We start from the raw sequence: 14,768 nt of genomic DNA, 5'->3' as shown, positions 1-14,768 counted from the left end.
GCCCGGGAGCCCCGGGACCCGATCTCCCCCGGCCGACCGGCCGCGACCATCACCTCATCCGCAGAAACGGCGGTTTTGCCATGCCCGTTGAAGAACACGACCCCTTCGAGGACCGCTTCGCCGCGGCCCTGCGTCACACCGGCGGCACCTTCGACACCGACCGGCTCGACCTGGCCGACCGCGGCGAGACCCGTGGCCGGACGCTCCGCCGGCGCCGGGCCGCCGTGACGGGCGGGGTGACCGGGGTCGCGCTCGTCGGGCTCGGCGTGGCGCTCGTCCTGCCCGGCCTCCGGGCGGAGGGCCGCCAGCACTCCGTGGCCGGCAGCACGACGACCCCGGCCGCCTCGCATGGCCGGTCCGCCGGCCTGTCGAGAGCCGATCTCATCGGCACCCTGAAGAAGCTGCTCCCCCCGGGTACGTTCTCCCAGGAGCAGGGGCGTGGCACCGGCGACCCGCACAGGCCGTACGCACAGGTCGTGTACGACGACGGCAAGGGGAAGGCCGCCATCGCCGTCTCGGTGGACCGTGTGCAGCCCGGCGGCAGCCAGGCCCTGGAGACCACCGCCTGCCCCGACAAGATGTTCGTCCCGTACGACGCCTGCACCACGAGCACGCTCGCCGACGGTTCGACGCTCATGATCCTCCAGGGCTACGAGTACCCGGACCGCCGCGTCGACACCAAGCTGTGGTCCGCCCAGCTCGTCACGCCGAAGGGGCAGTCCATCAGCGTTCAGGAGTGGAACTCCGCCGCCGAGAAGGACAAGCCGATCAGCCGCAGTCTGCCTCCGCTGTCCCCGGCCGGGCTGAAGGCGCTCGTCAGCGCGCCGGAGTGGCGTACCGCCGCCGACGCCATGCCCGTGGACCGGCGGGTGCCGACGACCGAGCCGAGCCGGCCACAGGGTGTCCCGGGCGGCTCGGTGTCGTCGACGCTCGCCACCCTCCTGCCCAAGGGGGTAAGGGTGCTCTCGAAGGGCGTCGCGGACCCCGGGTTCGGGTATGTCGTCGTGGACGACGGCAGGGGCGCGAGTATGGTCCAGGTCAACGTCCAGGCGGACATGTCCGACGAGGAGGGCCAGCTCTTCGGCCCCGACTCCCGGACCCTGCCCGACGGCACCAAGGTCGCCACGCATCAGGGACCTGGCGAGAAGGGCGGCAAGGGAGTCGTCATGTGGACCGTCGACACCATGCGCACCGACGGCCGCCGCGTGGTGATCAGCGCCTTCAACTCCGGCACCCAGCACACCCCGGCGACCCGTACCGCCCCCGCGCTGACCCTGAAGCAGATGCAGGCCGTCGCCACCAGCACGAAGTGGTGGGCGCGCGGCTGACACCGCGTTCGCCCGATGGGGCCCCGGGGGCTGATCACGCCCCCGGGGCCGTGTCGTGTTCCGACCGGTCCCCGGCCACCGCCTCTTTGACCGCTCTTGACCTGGCCATGTCATCCCTTCACCATGAGCGCGACACCCGCACGTACGTCGCAACGAACGGACCACCCCCCGCTCCACTCCACCCCACGTTCCGGAGCACCTCCGGAAGCCTGGAGACCCAAGGAGACCTCATGCGACTTCGCATCCGCGGATCGGGCACCCTCGGCGGCAGACGGACCGCCGCCCTGGCCACCCTGCTGGCGCTCGCCCTCGCGGCCCCCGTCTCGGCCGGCACCGGCGCCGCGGCCGGCGGCGCCCGGCCGCACCGCCCCTCGTCCGGCGACGTCCGCCAGTACGAGATCCACCGGAGCACGACTGCGATGTCCCGTACGGCCCTTCAGCAGACCGGGGTCACGGTCGACGAGGCGGACGAGGAGACGGTCGTCGTCTCCGGCCGCGCGGACCAGATCAGCAGGGTACGGGCGCTCGGCTACGACGTCACCCCGGTCGCGGCGGTTCCGGACCGCGCCGAGGGGGCGGGCGGCGTACGGCCCTTCGACTTCCCCTCGGCGGACTCGAAGTACCACAACTACGCCGAGATGAACGCGGAGATCGATCAGCGGCTCGCGGCGTATCCGAACATCATGAGCAAGCGGGTGATCGGCAAGTCGTACCAGGGCCGGGACATCGTCGCCGTCAAGGTCAGCGACGACGTGGCGACCGACGAGAACGAGCCCGAGGTCCTCTTCACCTTCCACCAGCACGCGCGCGAGCACCTGACGGTGGAGATGGCGCTGTATCTGCTGCGCGAACTCGGGGCGGGCTACGGCAGCGACTCCCGGGTCACGAACCTCGTGAACAGCCGGGAGATCTGGATCGTGCCCGACCTCAACCCGGACGGCGGCGAGTACGACATCGCGACCGGTTCCTACCGCTCGTGGCGCAAGAACCGCCAGCCCAACTCCGGCTCGTCGTACGTCGGTACGGACCTGAACCGGAACTGGAACTACAGGTGGGGCTGCTGCGGCGGCTCCTCCGGGTCCGCGTCCTCGGAGACCTACCGCGGCGCGTCCGCCGAGTCGGCGCCCGAGGTGAAGGTGGTCGCCGACTTCGTGCGCAGCCGGGTCATCGGCGGGAAGCAGCAGATCAGGGCGGGCATCGACTTCCACACATACAGCGAACTCGTGCTGTGGCCCTTCGGGTACACCTACTCCGACACGACGACGGGCATGACGGCGGACGACGCCGCCGCCTACCAGGCCGTGGGGCGCAAGATGGCCGCGAGCAACGGCTACACGCCCGAGCAGTCGAGCGACCTGTACATCACCGACGGGTCGATCGACGACTATCTGTGGGGCACCCAGAAGATCTTCGACTACACCTTCGAGATGTATCCGACGTCCAGCTCGGCGGGCGGCTTCTACCCGCCCGACGAGGTCATCGAGCGGGAGACGTCACGGAACCGGGACGCGGTGCTGCAACTGCTGGAGAACGCGGACTGCATGTACCGGTCCATCGGCAAGGAGGCCCGGTACTGCGGCTGACGCCGTGGTTCAGTCGCCGTCCTGCGCGGCGGCGGGTTCCTTCTCGCCGTCCTGCGCGGCGGCGGGTTCCTTCTCGCCGTCCTGCGCGGCGGCGGGTTCCTTCTCGCCGTCGTCGAAGTAGGCGTCCAGAACCTCGTCCAGCCCGGTCTCCCACTCCGTGAAGCACGCCCTGGCCGTCGCCTCGATCTCGATCGGGTACCAGCGGCGGTCAGGCGTGTGCACCGTGACCGTGAACCGCTTGCCGAAGCGCGCGGCCTGGGTCTCGACGGCACTGATCTCGTCCCAGCGGAACTCGCACTCCTGGTCGTCCAGGGACAGCCGTACACCGCTGTGGTCCGCGACGATCCGCGCACGCCGGTCGGCGGCCTCGAAGACGGGCCCCTCGGGGGCCTTCTCCTCCGCCTCGGCGTCGTCGGCCTCGGCGTCGTCGGCCACGGCGTCATCGGCCACGGCGTCATCGGCCACGGCGTCGTCGGCCGCCGTCTCGCCCTCGGACGCCCCGCCGTCGGGCTCCGCCGACTTCGCGGACTCCGCCGACTTCGCGGACTCCGCGGACTCCGCGGCGACGGCCTTCATGCCGTCGGGTTCCGCGTCCTTCGGCTCGTCGGAGTCCCGTTCGGCGGAAACGGGTGAGGTGAGCCCGGGGATGAAGGCCGGGTCGATCCCGGCACCGTCCAGGGGCTGGCTGCTCGGACCTATGCGCTGCTCCACAGCGGGCAGTATGGTCGAAGATCCTGTGACGGACACAGCCAGCCCCGGCATCGTTATACGAATTCTCGCCGTACGAAGCTCTCACGAAGTTCGCGAAGTCATACGAACGTACTCACCACGGCGGCCGTCGCGAACCCCGCCACGGACAGCACCGACTCCAACACCGTCCAGGTCCGCAGCGTGTCCCGTTCGCTGATGCCGAAGTACTTGGCCACCATCCAGAAACCGCCGTCGTTGACGTGCGAGGCGAAGATGGAACCGGCCGAGATGGCCATGATGACCAAGGCAGCGAAGGCCTGGGAGTGATGACTTTCCGTCAGGAGCGGGGCGACGATGCCCGCCGTCGTGACGATCGCGACCGTCGCCGAGCCCTGCGCCACCCGCAGCACGAGCGAGATCAGATACGCGAGGACGATCACCGGCAGGCCGACGCCGTGGAAGGTGTCGGAGAGGGCCTGCGCGACCCCGCTGCCCTTGAGGACCGCGCCGAAGACACCGCCCGCGCCGACCACCAGCAGGATGTTGCCGATCGGCTTGAGGGAGGCGGTGGACACCGTCTCCAGGGACTTGCGGGACCAGCCGCGGCGGATGCCGAGCAGGTAGTACGCCAGCAGCAGCGCGATCGTCAGCGCCACGAAGGGGTGGCCGAAGAACTCGATCACCGAGCGGCCCGTGGAGGGGTCGAAGGCGATCGAGGAGAAGGTCGCCAGAAGGATCAGCACCAGCGGCGTACCGATGATTGCGAACACCGTGGCCAGCGGCACCGGCTTCTCCGCGGGCGGCACGCCCTCCCCCGAGCTCTCGGCGTCGTCCGACGGCGGGGTGCTCCCGCCCCGCTGCTCCCGCGCGAGCGCCGCCTTCGCCTCCTCGGCCGCCTCCATCATGTCCTGCGGCACGGGTACGAAGATCCGCCTGCCGATCCACGCCGCCCACGCCCATGCGGCCAGCACCGCCGGGATCCCGCAGACGACGCCCATCAGGATGACCATGCCGAGGTCGACGTTCAGCAGACCGGCGGCGGCGACCGGGCCCGGGTGCGGCGGCAGGAAGGCGTGGGTCATCGACAGTCCCGCTAGCAGCGGAAGGCAGTAGAGCAGGATCGACTTGCCGCCCCGCTTGGCGGCCGCGTAGACGATGGGCGCGAGCACGAAGATGCCGACGTCGAAGAAGACCGGGATGCCGAAGATCAGACCGGTGAGGCCCATGGCGAGCGGGGCGCGCCGCTCGCCGAAGAGGTGCAGCAGCCGGGAGGCCAGCACCTCGGCGCCCCCGCTGACCTCGAGGACCGCGCCGAGCATGGTGCCCAGGCCGATGATGATGGCGATGTGACCGAGGGTGCCGCCCATGCCGGACTCGATGAGGGAGACGGCGTCGGAGCGCTGGACCGTGCCGAAGAGTTCGGTGACCGAGAGTCCGGCGCCGAGGCCGACGGCTATGGAGACCGCGAGCAGCGCGACGAAGGGCTGCAGTCTCACCTTGATGATCAGGATGAGCAGCAGCGCGACACCGAGCGCCGCGACGGTGAGGAGGCCGGCGGTGCCGTGGACGAGGGCGAGCAGTCCGCCGGTGTGGGGTGGGGTGGCGGGCGCGGCGGGGGCCGCGAGATCGTGCATGATGATCATGCGCATGACAGGGGGACCTCTGGCTTCTCGTAAGTTCATGGAGCTTTCGGGCAGGGGGGATCGCGGCGCGGCACCCCAGGGGTGGGGGGCGCCGGCCGTGACGACGTACGCAGGGGTGGAGCGGCGGGTCAGCCGAGTACGGCCAGCGCGTCGATCTCGACGAGGAGTCCGGCCGGGAGGCCCACGTAGACGGTGGTCCGGGCGGCGGGCGGCTGCGTGAGGCCCTGCTCGTCGAAGTAGGCGTTGTAGATCTCGTTCATCTCGGCGAAGTGGTCCACGTCGGTCAGATAGACACGGATCATCATCACGTCGTCCCAGCCGGCCCCGCCCTCCTCGAGGATCGCCCTGACGTTGGCGAGGGTCTGCAGGGTCTGCTCGCGCAGGGTGGGGCCCGCGGGCGTGGGCGGCCTGCCCTCCTCGGCGGGCAGGAAGCCCACCTGCCCGGCGACCTGGAGGATGTCGCCCTTCCGCACGCCGTGGGAGAACCGGGCGGGCGGGGTCGTGTGGGTCCTGGGGGTCAGGGCGGTCTTGTCCGTCATACGGAGTCCTTTGCTGGCGGGTTGCCGGAGTACTCCCGGGTGATGGCGTCCGCGGTACGGCGCACCAGCGGGAGCAGGGTGAGGAGTTCGTCGGAGGTGACGACGACATTGGGCGCGGAGACCGACATGGCCGCGACGACCCGTCCGTCGGCGCCCCGGACGGGGGCGGCGACGCAGTTGATGGACTCCTCGTGGCCGCCGAGGTCGGTGGCCCAGCCCTGCCCGCGCACGATCGCCAGCTCCTTGAGGAAGGCGGCGGCGTTCGGCGTCGAACGGGCCGTGTAGAGGGGGTAGTCGAGCTTCTCCGCGACGGCGCGGCGCTCGGGCTCGGGGAGGTCGGCGAGCAGCAGCTTGGCGACGGCCGCGACGGTGATGGCGACCGGCTTCCCGATGCGGGAGTACATCCGGACCGGGTAGCGGCTGTCGACCTTGTCGATGTAGAGGACCTCGTCCTCCTCGTACACCGCGAGATGGACGGTGTGCCCGCACTCCTCGTTGAGGCGGACGAGGTGGGGGTGGGCGATCTCCCGGACGTCGAGGTTCTCCACGGCCTGCTGGGCGAGGGCGAAGAGGCGGGCCCCGAGGCGGTAGCGCTGGTCGGACTGGCGGTAGACCAGGCCGTGCTCGTGAAGCGTGCGCAGCAGCCGCAGAGCGGTGGACTTGTGCACGCCGAGCCGGTCGGCGACCTGTCCGAGATCGGCGGGCCCCGCGGCCAGCAGCGGCAGGATGCTCAGCGCCCGGTCGACGGTCTGGCTCATGGTGTACGTACCTCCTCCGCGGCCCGCGCGTCGGCTTCGGTCCAGCCGGGGCCGAGTCGCAGTGTCTCCCACGCGGCGTCGTCGAGCGCGACGAGCCGGTCGGCGTGGTCGCGGGAGCACGGGGCGGCGAGGTCGCCGGGGACGGTCAGCGCCGCGGCGGCCGCCAGATGGCCGTGCCGCAGCCGGTCCCGTACGGGCAGCCCGCGCAGCGTGGCGGAGAGGAACCCGGCGGCGAAGGCGTCCCCGGCACCGACGGCGGCGACGACGTCGACTTTCGGGGCGCGTACGACGGTGGCGGTGCCGATGGCGTCCTCGCACGGGCCGTCGACGTTCTTGGCGAACGCGGTCGCACCGCCCCTGCCCTGCTTGACGACCACTGTCTCGGGCTCCGGCAGCGCCTCCAGGACGGCGCGGGCGCCGCGCAGCCCCCACAGCTCGCGGGCCTCGTCGTCCCCCACGAACACGATGTCGGCCCGGCGCGCCAGGTCCATCAGCACCCGGGGCCCGTCGGCGTCACGCCACAGCCCGGGACGGTGGTTGACGTCGAAGGAGACGAGCGGGCGCGCGGCCCGGGGCGCGGTCAGCTCCCGCAGCAGTGCGCGGCAGCCGTCCGACAGCGCGGCCGTGATCCCGGACAGATGCAGCACCCGCCCGGCCCGCACCGCGTCGAGGTCGACGTTCTCCACCGTCATCGCCGAGGCCGCCGATCCCGCCCGGTAGTACGCCACCTCGTGGTCGTCGCCCGCCCGGTCCCCGGCGGTGCGGAAGTAGATCCCGGTCGGGCGCGCCGGATCGCGCGGCACCGACGCGACATCGACGCCGTACGCCCCGATCGCCTCGACCAGATGCGCGCCGAAGCCGTCCGCCCCGACCCGGCTGACCCATCGCGCGGAGTGCCCGGCGGCCGCCAGCACGCACGCGACGTTCGACTCGGCGCCGCCGATCCCCCGCTGGAAGGACGGCACATCGGCCAGCCCGCCCGGACCGGACGGCACGAACGTGACCATGGACTCGCCGAGCGCGACGACATCCACGACGTCCGGGGCACCCGGGGCGAGCGGCAGGCCGTTGGCGGTCACGATGGTGGTGGCTCCTGTTCGTCCCGCGGGTACGGCGACTCCGTTGACCCGGCGTTGGCGGGGATGTTAGACAGCAGCAAGCGATACACGCAACGGTCGTTGCACAGAATGCAACGACCGGGATCAAGGAGGCCCCATGGACGCCGCCACCGCCGCAGCCCGCCTCGCCGCCCTCGCGGCGGACCGCGTCGACCACCGCTTCAAGGGCCTCCCGCCGGACGCCGACGGGCTGACCCTGGCCGAACTGGCGGACGAGGGCCGCAATCTGTTCACCGGCGGCTTCACCACCCCCGTCCTCGCCCTGTCCGCCGAGCGCCTCCGGCACAACCTCGCCCTGATGGAGACGTACACGGCCCGCCACGGCCTCGCCTTCGCCCCGCACGGCAAGACGTCGATGGCGCCGCAGCTCTTCCACCGCCAGCTGGCGCACGGGGCGTGGGGCATCACCCTCGCGGTCCCCCACCAGGTGCGCGTGGCACGGGCGTTCGGGATCAACCGGGTGTTCCTCGCCAACGAGCTGGTGGACGCCGCGGCCCTGCGCTGGATCGCCACCGAACTGGCCGCCGACCCGGAGTTCCGCCTCGTCTGTTACGTCGACTCCGTGCACGGGGTGGAGCTGATGGACGCGGCCCTGCGGGGCGCCGCCCGCCCGGTGGAGGTCGTCGTCGAGCTGGGCGCGGGCGAGGGCGCCCGCACCGGCGTGCGCACCGAGGCGGACGCGAGGGCGGTCGCGGACGCGGTGGCGGGCACGGACACCCTGCGTCTGGTGGGCGTGGCGGGGTACGAGGCCCAGGTGCCCGAGGCCACGCCGGAGCGGGTGCGGGCCTGGCTGCGCCGGCTGACCGGGATCGCCGTGGAGTTCGACAAGGCGGGGCGGTTCACGGGGACCGACGAGATCGTGGTCAGCGCGGGCGGCAGCGAGTGGTTCGACGCGGTCGCCGACGTCTTCGCCGAGATCCCCGAACTCTCCCTTCCCGTCCTGAAGTTGCTGCGCTCGGGCGCGTATGTCTCGCACGACGACGTGCACTACCGCAGGCTGACCCCGTTCAATCGGGTGCCGGAGGAGGGCGCCCTGGAGCCCGCGTTCCGGCTGTGGGCCCAGGTGATCTCCCGCCCGTCGGCGGACCAGGCGTTCGTCAACGCGGGCAAGCGGGACGCCGCCTACGACCTCGACCTCCCCGTGGCCCAGGCGGTGCGCCGGGACGGCACCGAGCGTCCGGCGGCCGGGATCGAGGTGACGGCCCTGTCCGACCAGCACCTCTGGCTGGGCACCGGCCCCGAGGCGGACGTCGAGGTGGGCGACTGGGTCGGCTTCGGTCTGTCCCACCCGTGCACGTCCTTCGACAAGTGGCAGGTGATCCCGGTGGCCGAGGCGGACGGGACGGTCGTCGACTACATCCGCACGTTCTTCTAGGAGGGCCGGTCGTGGAGCAGCTCGTCATCCGGGACGCCGACGTCGTGGACGGCAGCGGGGAACCGTCGTACCGCGCCGACGTCGTGATCGACGGCGGCAGGATCACCGCGATCGTGAAGGAGGCCGCGGCGGCGGGCTGCCAGCGCCCCCGGGCCGTGCGGGAACTGGACGCGGAGGGTCTGGTCCTCGCCCCCGGCTTCATCGACATGCACGCCCACAGCGATCTCGCGCTGCTGCGCGACCCCGACCACAACGCGAAGGCGGCGCAGGGCGTGACGCTGGAGGTCATCGGGCAGGACGGGCTGTCGTACGCGCCGGTCGACGACCGCACACTGGCCGAGGTGCGGCGCGCGATCACCGGCTGGAACGGTTACGGTGACGACATCGACTTCACCTGGCGGACGGTGGGCGAGTATCTGGACCGCCTGGACCAGGGCATCGCGGTCAACGCCGCCTATCTGATCCCGCAGGGCACGGTCCGGATGCTGGCCGTGGGCTGGGAGGACCGGGAGGCGACGCCCGAGGAGCTGGACCGGATGCGGCACCTGGTCGCGGAGGGCCTGGAGCAGGGTGCCGTCGGCATGTCGTCCGGACTCACCTACACCCCCGGCATGTACGCCAAGGACGCCGAACTCACGGAGCTGTGCCGGGTGGTGGCCGAGTACGGCGGCTACTACTGTCCGCACCACCGCAGTTACGGGGCGGGCGCCCTGGAGGCGTACGCGGAGATGGTGACCCTGGCCCGCACGGCCGGCTGTCCGCTGCACCTCGCGCACGCCACCATGAACTTCGGTGTGAACGAGGGCCGCGCCCCCGAGCTGCTGTCCCTGCTCGACGAGGCGCTGGCGGCGGGCGCGGACATCACCCTGGACACCTATCCCTACACCCCGGGCTCCACCACGCTGGCGGCGCTGCTGCCGAGCTGGGCGGGCGAGGGCGGCCCCGAGGAGATCCTGCGGCGGCTCGCCGACCCCGCGACGGCCGAGCGGATCCGGCACGACCTGGAGGTGACCGGCGCCGACGGCTGCCACGGCGTGCCCGTCGACTGGGAGACCGTCGAGATCTCCGGGGTCAGCGATCCGGCACTCGCCGAGTACGTCGGCACGACGGTGCGGCAGGCGGCGGACCGGCGCGGCGAGGAACCCTGGGCGACGGCCCGCCGGCTGCTGGTCGAGGACCGCCTCGGGCCGACGATCCTCCAGCACGTGGGCCACGAGGAGAACGTCCGGGTGATCATGCGGCATCGCGTCCACACCGGGGGCTCCGACGGCATCCTGCACGGTGCGAAGCCGCATCCGAGGGCGTACGGCACCTTCCCGCACTACCTCGGCCGGTACGTCCGCGAGCTGGGGGTGCTGTCGCTGGAGGAGTGCGTCGCCCATCTGACCGCGCGGCCGGCGGCCCGGCTGCGCCTGCCGGACCGCGGTCTGGTCCGCGAGGGATACCGCGCCGACCTGGTGCTCTTCGACCCGGCGACGGTCGCGGCGGGCGCCGGCTTCGAGCGGCCGCGCGCACTGCCGACCGGTATCCCGAACGTGCTGGTCGACGGCCGTTTCGTGATCGAGGACGGACGCCGGACGGACGTCCTCGCGGGGCGGGCGGTCCGCAGGACTGTGCGCTGACCGCCCGCCGTCGAGCCACCGAGGGCGGTTACGGCTTGGGCAGGGTGCAGCCGCTCGCGTTGAGGTTCAGCTTGTTCCCGGTGCCGAAGCAGGCCGGGATCAGATAGGTCTCCTCGGCGTAGTTGATGCCCTGACGGACGGTCACATTGCCGCTCGGGTCGACCTCACAGGGGTTGTTCTCGGTGCACCTCTCGCCGTCCTCGTTGCCGGTGTTGTTGACGGCGACGACCTTTCCGGTGCTGTTGTCGATGACGGGCGAGCCCGAGGTGCCACCGATGGTGTCGCAGGCGGAGGTGTAGCGGACCGAGTCCTTCCAGGTCCAGTCACCCTCCTTCAGGCGGTAGACGAACCCGTCGACGTTGCAGCTGTAGATGCGCTTCCAGTAACCGGAGACGACCTTGATGGAGGTGCCGGCCACCGGGTGGGTGTCCGCGACGGTGAGCGCGCTGATGCCGTACGAGCTCCTGATCTGCGCGTAGGTGGTGGTGAGCTGGTAGATCGTGACGTCCGTGTCGGTCATCGTGGAGTACGCGACCTTGCCGGCCCGCAGCGTCGCGACCCTGCTGCCCGCGGAGTTGAGCAGTCCGAACGTACGGCTGGAGGACTGCCCGACGATGACCTCGCCCGGGGCGGGGAAGCCGGTCTCCAGGCAGTGGCCGTTGGTGAGCACGAGCGCCGGGTCGGTGTCCGCGGAGTTCGGGAAGCGGATGACGGAGCCGGAGCAGTTGCTGAGCGAGACGGTGCCGGCGAAGTCGACGGCCCGGACCGTGGCCGTCCGGGAGGCCGCCTCGGTGCGGGAAGCCGTGGGTGCGGTCCGGGCGGCCTGGGGAGCCGCGACCGCCGGTGCCGCACCGGCTCCGGCGATCACCAGAGCGAAAAGGGCGGCAACGAGAGGCTTTCTCATGTGGGGGGTCCCCTCTTGATGAGGTTGCGATGACGCGACGGGCCGGAGATCCTCCGGCCCGACCTGTGTTTGTCATGCGCATTGTCAACGGAGGGGTGTGCCGGAGCAAGGATCGGTTTTCGGCCGTGTCGCCGAGGAGCCCACGGCGGACTCGGCTACCAGGGGTGCCGGGGACCCCCGTGCCCGTGGCCCGGATGGCCGTGCCAGTTGTCGTCCGGCGCGGTGGGGCTCGCGGTGGCGGAGGGTGGGGCGGAGGAGGTCGCCTGACCGGTGGGCGCCGCCGGGGAGGTGGCCGGATTCGCGCTGTGCGTGGCGGGCACCTCCCGTGAGGCGGCTGCCGTCGGGGACGCACTCACCGCGCCGGCCGGGGCGACGGAACGGAACGGCTGGACGGAGGCGGCGGGGGCGGGGCTGGAGGACAGGGAGCTGCTCTCCCCGGGCACCTCGGACCGGGCCGCCTTCGGCCGCGCGGACTCCTCGGTGCCGCCCTGCGCGCCCCCGGCGGAACCGGAGCCGAAGCTCCCGGCCAGAGCGGCGGCCACGCCCACGACACCGAGCGCACCGGCGGTCATGAGCAGACGGCGGGGCCCCCGGGAGCGCGGCGCGGGCCGCGCCCGGCGCCGGGAGCCGCCCCGGGGCGCGGGCACCCCCGGGCCCGCGGAAGCGGGCACCGCCGGGCCTTCGGGGGCGGGCGCCGCGGCGCCGTACTCGTCGAGCGTCACCTTGGGCAGCTCGCGCGTCTCGTCGTAGGCGTTCTGCCAGCCGTGGGCGGTGGCCGGGTCGGCGTACCCGCCGTACTCGGGGGCCGTCTCGACGTGCGGGTGATACACGTTCGGGGGGCCCTGCGGTGCGTCGTTCTCCGGCTGCGTCCCCCCGGTGGGGTGAGCACCCGTCGCACCATTGACGGCGTTCACGCCGTGCGTCCCGTCGCCGGGCCGATGTTCCCAAGACATGGGCGTGCATTTTAGGGGCGGAAGTGACACGCGATGCGGCCACCCGGGGACGACCTGTCGAACCGACACCGCCCACGTGGTGGAAAACACGCGGCACGACCGCAGACACGGCCGTAAGCTCACGGACATGCAGGTGATCCAGTCCACGAAGCTCGCCAATGTCTGCTACGAGATCCGGGGCCCGGTTCTCGAGGAGGCGATGCGGCTGGAGGCAGCGGGTCACCGCATCCTCAAGCTCAACACCGGCAACCCGGCCGCCTTCGGCTTCGACTGCCCGCCGGAGATCCTGGAGGACATCCTCCGCAACGTCTCGACGGCCCACGGCTACGGCGACGCCAAGGGCCTGCTCGCCGCCCGCCGGGCGGTCGTGATGCACAACCAGACCCTCGGCATCGAGACGGACGTCGAGCACGTCTTCATCGGCAACGGCGTCTCCGAGCTGATCGTCATGGCGATGCAGGGACTGCTGGACGACGGCGACGAGGTGCTCGTACCGGCCCCGGACTACCCGCTGTGGACGGCGGCCGTGTCCCTGGCGGGCGGCACGGCCGTGCACTACCGCTGCGACGAGCAGTCCGACTGGATGCCGGACCTGGCGGACGTGGAACGCAAGATCACCGACCGCACCAAGGCCCTCGTCGTCATCAACCCGAACAACCCGACGGGCGCGGTCTACGACGAGACCATGCTGCGCGGCCTGACGGACATCGCGCGCCGGCACAACCTCCTCGTCTGCTCCGACGAGATCTACGACAAGATCCTCTACGACGGCGCCACCCACACCCCCACGGCGGCGGTGGCCCCGGACCTGCTGACCCTCACCTTCAACGGCATGTCGAAGGCGTACCGCGTGGCGGGGTACCGGGTGGGCTGGATGGCGATCTCCGGCCCCCGGGCGCACGCGGCGTCGTACATCGAGGGGCTGACGATCCTCGCGAACATGCGGCTGTGCGCGAACATGCCGGGCCAGCACGGCGTGGTGGCGGCGCTCAGCGGCCGCCAGACGATCAACGACCTGGTGCTGCCGGGCGGGCGCCTGAAGGAGCAGCGGGACGCGGCGTACGAGCTGCTGACCCAGATCCCGGGTGTGACCTGTGTGAAGCCGAAGGGCGCGCTGTATCTGTTCCCGCGCCTCGACCCGAACGTCTTCAAGATCAAGGACGACCGGCAGATGGTCCTCGACCTGCTGCGCAGCGAGAAGATCATGGTCGTCCAGGGGACGGGCTTCAACTGGCCGGAGCCCGATCACTTCCGGGTGGTGACGCTGCCGACCGTGGCCGATCTGACGTCGGCGATCACGCGGATAGGGAATTTCCTGGACGGCTACGGCCAGCCCTGACCCGCACCCGGCACCCCGCCCTCACGGCGTGTGACCGCCCGAGGCATTCCGCGATCCGACTCAACTTTAGACGAATTCCAAGCTAGGATGGTTTCCTATCAAGCACAGGAGGCCGTCCCATGTACGAACCGATCCGCACCAAGTCGGTCCACACACCGGCCTGCCCTGACCCCGACTTCCCGCACCGCTCCCGCGAGGAGGAGCTGGACATCCAGCTCGCCGGCCATCTGGCCGCGCTGCTCGCGGTGACCGACGAGCTGCGGTCCCTGGCCCCCTCCGGGGACCTGGACACGGCGGCCGAGCGGCTCACCGACCAGGTGGCGCGGCTGCGCGGGAGCGTACGGCCGGTCCGTGCGACCTCCGCCGCGCACGGCGGTGACGCGCAGATCGCGGCCCTCCACCGGCGCGCCCATGCGCTGGCGGGCCGGGCCCTGGTGGTCGCGGCGTCCCGCGCGGACACGGCGGCCGCGATCCTGTCGGCGGAGCGCATCGACGCCCATGCCGCCGCGTCGGCCGAGCCGATCGCCGCCGGCTGACCCTCCCGAGCCGCCCCGGCCGGCTCCTCCTGACGGCCCCGGTCCGCGTGCACCCGCAGCGACGCGCGGACCGGGTGCCACCTTCTCCACCCCCGCGCACCCCCACCGCCCGGGCCCAGCGCGTCCCCCCGCCCCGCCCCTCTTCCGGCATCCGCGAACTCGCCCGGCTCGCACGCCCTTTCACCTTCTCGGCACGCTGACAGCCTTATCTGCGGACGAATTACCGAACAGTCCGCCCAATTAACCGATGACAGCACGAGATTGGGCACCCCTTCCCGCATCCCGCGTCCCGATGTGCATGCATTCGGGTGGACCACGACCTCAACCGCCTGCCGATGGCCGGTGTCACACGCGCGGGCTCGTAACGTCGGTGGAAATCA

General features: G+C 71.7%; 13 protein-coding genes. 6 read left to right on the top strand and 7 right to left on the bottom strand.

Translation table 11 applies throughout. The features are described from left to right. Nucleotides 1–80: 80 nt before the first annotated feature. Nucleotides 81–1,328 (top strand): hypothetical protein, encoded by a 1,248-nt coding sequence (locus ACFY2Z_RS06960; RefSeq protein ID WP_390743118.1) that lies wholly within the window; start codon nucleotides 81–83, stop codon nucleotides 1,326–1,328. A gap of 230 nt (nucleotides 1,329–1,558) precedes the next feature. Beyond that, entirely contained in the window at nucleotides 1,559–2,911 is a 1,353-nt protein-coding gene (locus ACFY2Z_RS06955; protein WP_390743117.1) for a M14 family metallopeptidase, read from the top strand. A 9-nt stretch (nucleotides 2,912–2,920) separates the two neighbouring features. On the opposite strand, the gene ACFY2Z_RS06950 is transcribed toward ACFY2Z_RS06955, so the two are convergent. The 5 genes from ACFY2Z_RS06950 to ACFY2Z_RS06930 form a co-directional block, all read right to left on the bottom strand. After that, complete coding sequence (locus ACFY2Z_RS06950; RefSeq protein ID WP_390743116.1) at nucleotides 2,921–3,622, bottom strand: hypothetical protein; 702 nt, start codon at nucleotides 3,620–3,622, stop codon at nucleotides 2,921–2,923. A gap of 98 nt (nucleotides 3,623–3,720) precedes the next feature. Beyond that, nucleotides 3,721–5,244 (bottom strand): GntP family permease, encoded by a 1,524-nt coding sequence (locus ACFY2Z_RS06945; RefSeq protein ID WP_390743232.1) that lies wholly within the window; start codon nucleotides 5,242–5,244, stop codon nucleotides 3,721–3,723. Nucleotides 5,245–5,372: 128 nt separating this feature from the next. Next, the gene (locus tag ACFY2Z_RS06940; protein ID WP_390743115.1) at nucleotides 5,373–5,783 is read right to left on the bottom strand and encodes a RidA family protein; all 411 of its coding nucleotides are present in this window, start codon (nucleotides 5,781–5,783) and stop codon (nucleotides 5,373–5,375) included. Then, complete coding sequence (locus tag ACFY2Z_RS06935; protein ID WP_390743114.1) at nucleotides 5,780–6,541, bottom strand: IclR family transcriptional regulator; 762 nt, start codon at nucleotides 6,539–6,541, stop codon at nucleotides 5,780–5,782. Before ACFY2Z_RS06935 ends, ACFY2Z_RS06940 begins: the two co-directional genes overlap by 4 nt. Further along, on the bottom strand, nucleotides 6,538–7,605 hold the full coding sequence (locus ACFY2Z_RS06930; protein WP_390743231.1) for a sugar kinase: 1,068 nt from the start codon (nucleotides 7,603–7,605) through the stop codon (nucleotides 6,538–6,540). The genes ACFY2Z_RS06935 and ACFY2Z_RS06930 overlap by 4 nt, the downstream gene beginning before the upstream one ends. Nucleotides 7,606–7,756: 151 nt before the next feature. Between ACFY2Z_RS06930 and ACFY2Z_RS06925 the strand changes: the two genes are divergently transcribed. Both ACFY2Z_RS06925 and ACFY2Z_RS06920 read left to right on the top strand, forming a co-directional pair. Further along, nucleotides 7,757–9,034 carry an amino acid deaminase gene (locus tag ACFY2Z_RS06925; RefSeq protein ID WP_390743113.1) on the top strand — a complete coding sequence of 426 codons (1,278 nt, stop codon included), beginning with the start codon at nucleotides 7,757–7,759 and terminating at the stop codon, nucleotides 9,032–9,034. Between the two features lie 11 nt (nucleotides 9,035–9,045). Further along, entirely contained in the window at nucleotides 9,046–10,656 is a 1,611-nt protein-coding gene (locus ACFY2Z_RS06920; RefSeq protein WP_390743112.1) for an amidohydrolase family protein, read from the top strand. 28 nt (nucleotides 10,657–10,684) lie between these two features. On the opposite strand, the gene ACFY2Z_RS06915 is transcribed toward ACFY2Z_RS06920, so the two are convergent. Both ACFY2Z_RS06915 and ACFY2Z_RS06910 read right to left on the bottom strand, forming a co-directional pair. Then, on the bottom strand, nucleotides 10,685–11,560 hold the full coding sequence (locus ACFY2Z_RS06915; RefSeq protein WP_390743111.1) for a trypsin-like serine peptidase: 876 nt from the start codon (nucleotides 11,558–11,560) through the stop codon (nucleotides 10,685–10,687). A gap of 155 nt (nucleotides 11,561–11,715) precedes the next feature. After that, the gene (locus tag ACFY2Z_RS06910) at nucleotides 11,716–12,513 is read right to left on the bottom strand and encodes a hypothetical protein (RefSeq protein ID WP_390743110.1); all 798 of its coding nucleotides are present in this window, start codon (nucleotides 12,511–12,513) and stop codon (nucleotides 11,716–11,718) included. A gap of 127 nt (nucleotides 12,514–12,640) precedes the next feature. On the opposite strand from ACFY2Z_RS06910, the gene ACFY2Z_RS06905 reads away from it, so the two are divergent. Together ACFY2Z_RS06905 and ACFY2Z_RS06900 are read left to right on the top strand one after the other, a co-directional pair. Next, nucleotides 12,641–13,852 carry a pyridoxal phosphate-dependent aminotransferase gene (locus ACFY2Z_RS06905; RefSeq protein ID WP_390743109.1) on the top strand — a complete coding sequence of 404 codons (1,212 nt, stop codon included), beginning with the start codon at nucleotides 12,641–12,643 and terminating at the stop codon, nucleotides 13,850–13,852. Between the two features lie 119 nt (nucleotides 13,853–13,971). After that, complete coding sequence (locus tag ACFY2Z_RS06900; RefSeq protein WP_390743108.1) at nucleotides 13,972–14,388, top strand: hypothetical protein; 417 nt, start codon at nucleotides 13,972–13,974, stop codon at nucleotides 14,386–14,388. Nucleotides 14,389–14,768: the final 380 nt, after the last annotated feature.

The sequence above is a fragment of the Streptomyces sp. NPDC001222 genome (genome assembly GCF_042896945.1).
In the GTDB taxonomy this organism is placed as follows: domain Bacteria; phylum Actinomycetota; class Actinomycetes; order Streptomycetales; family Streptomycetaceae; genus Streptomyces; species Streptomyces gibsoniae.
This window is presented reverse-complemented; position numbering and strand designations above follow the sequence as displayed.

Coding starts and splice junctions, on each gene's coding strand:
- ACFY2Z_RS06960 (WP_390743118.1), top strand. CDS start 81: ATGCCCGTTGAAGAACACGACCCCTTCGAGGACCGCTTCGCCGCGGCC.
- ACFY2Z_RS06955 (WP_390743117.1), top strand. CDS start 1,559: ATGCGACTTCGCATCCGCGGATCGGGCACCCTCGGCGGCAGACGGACC.
- ACFY2Z_RS06945 (WP_390743232.1), bottom strand. CDS start 5,244: ATGATCATCATGCACGATCTCGCGGCCCCCGCCGCGCCCGCCACCCCA.
- ACFY2Z_RS06940 (WP_390743115.1), bottom strand. CDS start 5,783: ATGACGGACAAGACCGCCCTGACCCCCAGGACCCACACGACCCCGCCC.
- ACFY2Z_RS06935 (WP_390743114.1), bottom strand. CDS start 6,541: ATGAGCCAGACCGTCGACCGGGCGCTGAGCATCCTGCCGCTGCTGGCC.
- ACFY2Z_RS06925 (WP_390743113.1), top strand. CDS start 7,757: ATGGACGCCGCCACCGCCGCAGCCCGCCTCGCCGCCCTCGCGGCGGAC.
- ACFY2Z_RS06915 (WP_390743111.1), bottom strand. CDS start 11,560: ATGAGAAAGCCTCTCGTTGCCGCCCTTTTCGCTCTGGTGATCGCCGGA.
- ACFY2Z_RS06910 (WP_390743110.1), bottom strand. CDS start 12,513: ATGTCTTGGGAACATCGGCCCGGCGACGGGACGCACGGCGTGAACGCC.
- ACFY2Z_RS06905 (WP_390743109.1), top strand. CDS start 12,641: ATGCAGGTGATCCAGTCCACGAAGCTCGCCAATGTCTGCTACGAGATC.
- ACFY2Z_RS06900 (WP_390743108.1), top strand. CDS start 13,972: ATGTACGAACCGATCCGCACCAAGTCGGTCCACACACCGGCCTGCCCT.